General features: G+C 55.9%; 1 protein-coding gene. It reads left to right on the top strand.

Translation table 11 applies throughout. The annotated features are described in order from the left end of the window. Positions 1–397: 397 nt before the first annotated feature. Entirely contained in the window at positions 398–775 is a 378-nt protein-coding gene (locus ABZT03_RS43910) for a hypothetical protein (protein ID WP_356049884.1), read from the top strand. Positions 776–2,174: the final 1,399 nt, after the last annotated feature.

The raw sequence follows: 2,174 nt of genomic DNA, 5'->3' as shown, positions 1-2,174 counted from the left end.
CCACCTACAGCAGCACCACTGGCGAGCCGTCCACCAGACCCGCGCCACCGTCAGCCACTACCGCCGACGCGGCGACCCTCTCCCCACCCGCCTCCACCCCTGGCGCCAGCAAGCCGAACACAACCGATCAGATCACCAAGATCTGAGGCTGTAGTACGAGGCTCAGAGACTGCGGACACCAAAGCGCCGGATCGGCATTCATACGTTCAGGAGGTTCCACAGCAGCTTTCGTCAGCGCCCATACCGCACATATATACGTATAACGTCCTGCAGTTGTGGGCCTGAGCTGCGATTACTCATTCCGTCGCGGGACTTGCATCTTAGGGTCTCTTTATTCAACGCCTGCAAGTGCTTTTTACATCAAACTCACTATCTTAACAGGACAGGATCGAATAACATGCCCGCGATCTTTTATGTCGATCAGGCACGCACATTCAAACGAGTAACCTTTCTTAGCTGTCAACCGAAGATGGCATTCGGCGAAAGTGGCCGACAAGACACAACTAGGGACGGCACGCCGAAGTGGGAAATTCAGGTCGCCGCCACATTCGAACAATTCGGCAAACTTGAGAATGAAATTCTGAAAATCAGCATCGCCTCCCACCAAGACCTCAACGAAACCATCGAAGGCGCCGGACTTATCGAGCTGGTCGGCTTTCGAGTGCGAGTCAACACAGCAGAAAAGAGAGCCGGAAAAATCAGTACCGAACATACATTCGGAGGCTCTGTCACCTATCAGGCCGACTCCATCCGAGGCGTTACACCAGTTGAGTAGCCCGATTCGCAGATTTAGGCATCAGCTGCAGGCTTTCGAGTGAGGTAAGACGACACGGATGGCGCCGATAAAACTTTGACGTTTCGGCTCTATTTCTCTATTGTCATATCACTCAGGATCCCCGCTAGGTGGATTGCGCACATCCAGACAGCCTGATAATCCAAGCGTCCTGAAAAGCAAACAACGACCATGAGGTGAGCATATGAAGCGTGAATTTCGCAAGAAGTCGGCTCTCGTGGCAAGTTCAATTTGCGTGGCGGTGACGGGTATCGTCTGTGCACCTGGAGCGGCCTTTGCGCTCCAGAGTGGAACATTTTGTGGTAATTGGAGCGCAAGTTCCGGTCATGCATCGAGCGATCAGGCACTATGGTTCGCCCGGTCACGAATGTAAGAAATACGTCCTCCTCCATGACGGTGACTGTTACCCACCGCCTTACGGTTCCGGGCGTGCCAGTGACTGGTTGCGTTTCCCTAAGCGTTCCAGCGGGTGGCTCGTCGGCAACCTGTATCGGACCCTTCACCAATCCCGCTGGTGGGCAATATATGAACAACAGTCAGATAACGCTAAGTAGTGGGAAATTCTTTACAGCAAGCTCGCCTTTGGCGTGATTGCTGATTCGGTAACTACTGAAGTGGTCACGGTGCGCAGGTGAAGGCTGGCGGGGCCGCTTCCCGGTATCTTGCCAGGCCGATTGGTGATCCTCGCCAAGTCTTCAACTGTTGGCAGTCTCAGCAATTTATGTGTCCAATAGATCGACGTCGAGGCTGACCGGACGACTGTTTCTGAATTCCCGGATGGCGGCCTGGAGTCCATCCTCAACGATGAGCCCACGTCGGCGGAGGTAAGTGGTTACAGGCAGAAGAGTAGGCATTGCCGCCGCGGCCTCATCCGTCGGGCGTGGGGGCGGCTGACCCGCGGACTTGCCGATCTGCCTACCCTTATAGCGTCGAAGCGAGGCGGGCTCTCGCCTACGCTGAATGGCTCGTCTTTGATCCCGTTATTGAGGTTGAACTTGATGTCGCTGGGTTGCTCGGGTAGGGGTTTGGTCAGGGTCCTGGCATAGTCGCGAGATGGGTGAATTGTCTGGTGTGCTCGCAGGCCGGTGAGCATCCAGCGAGCTGGAACTTCACCGGAAGCAACGACCTTTGGCCCACTCCACAAAGTGGACAAGACGCGACCTTGCCGGGGCCCTGTACTACAGGTGAGCTTCGTGTCATTCGAGTGGTCGGCTCGTTGTCGTGCTTGTGGAGACGATGGGTGATGTGGAGCGATGGGTGGACTGGTTCGAGGACTTCTTCGCCTCGCTGGCCTCGATTCGTCAGGGGTTGTGAGCTGCTGACCGGTTGGTCGGTTCGCCCCTTTTGTCCCTGATGGTTGGGGATGGGGCCGTCGCGTGTC

The organism is Streptomyces sp. NPDC005574 (assembly GCF_040605435.1).
Lineage (GTDB): Bacteria > Actinomycetota > Actinomycetes > Streptomycetales > Streptomycetaceae > Streptomyces.
This window is presented reverse-complemented; position numbering and strand designations above follow the sequence as displayed.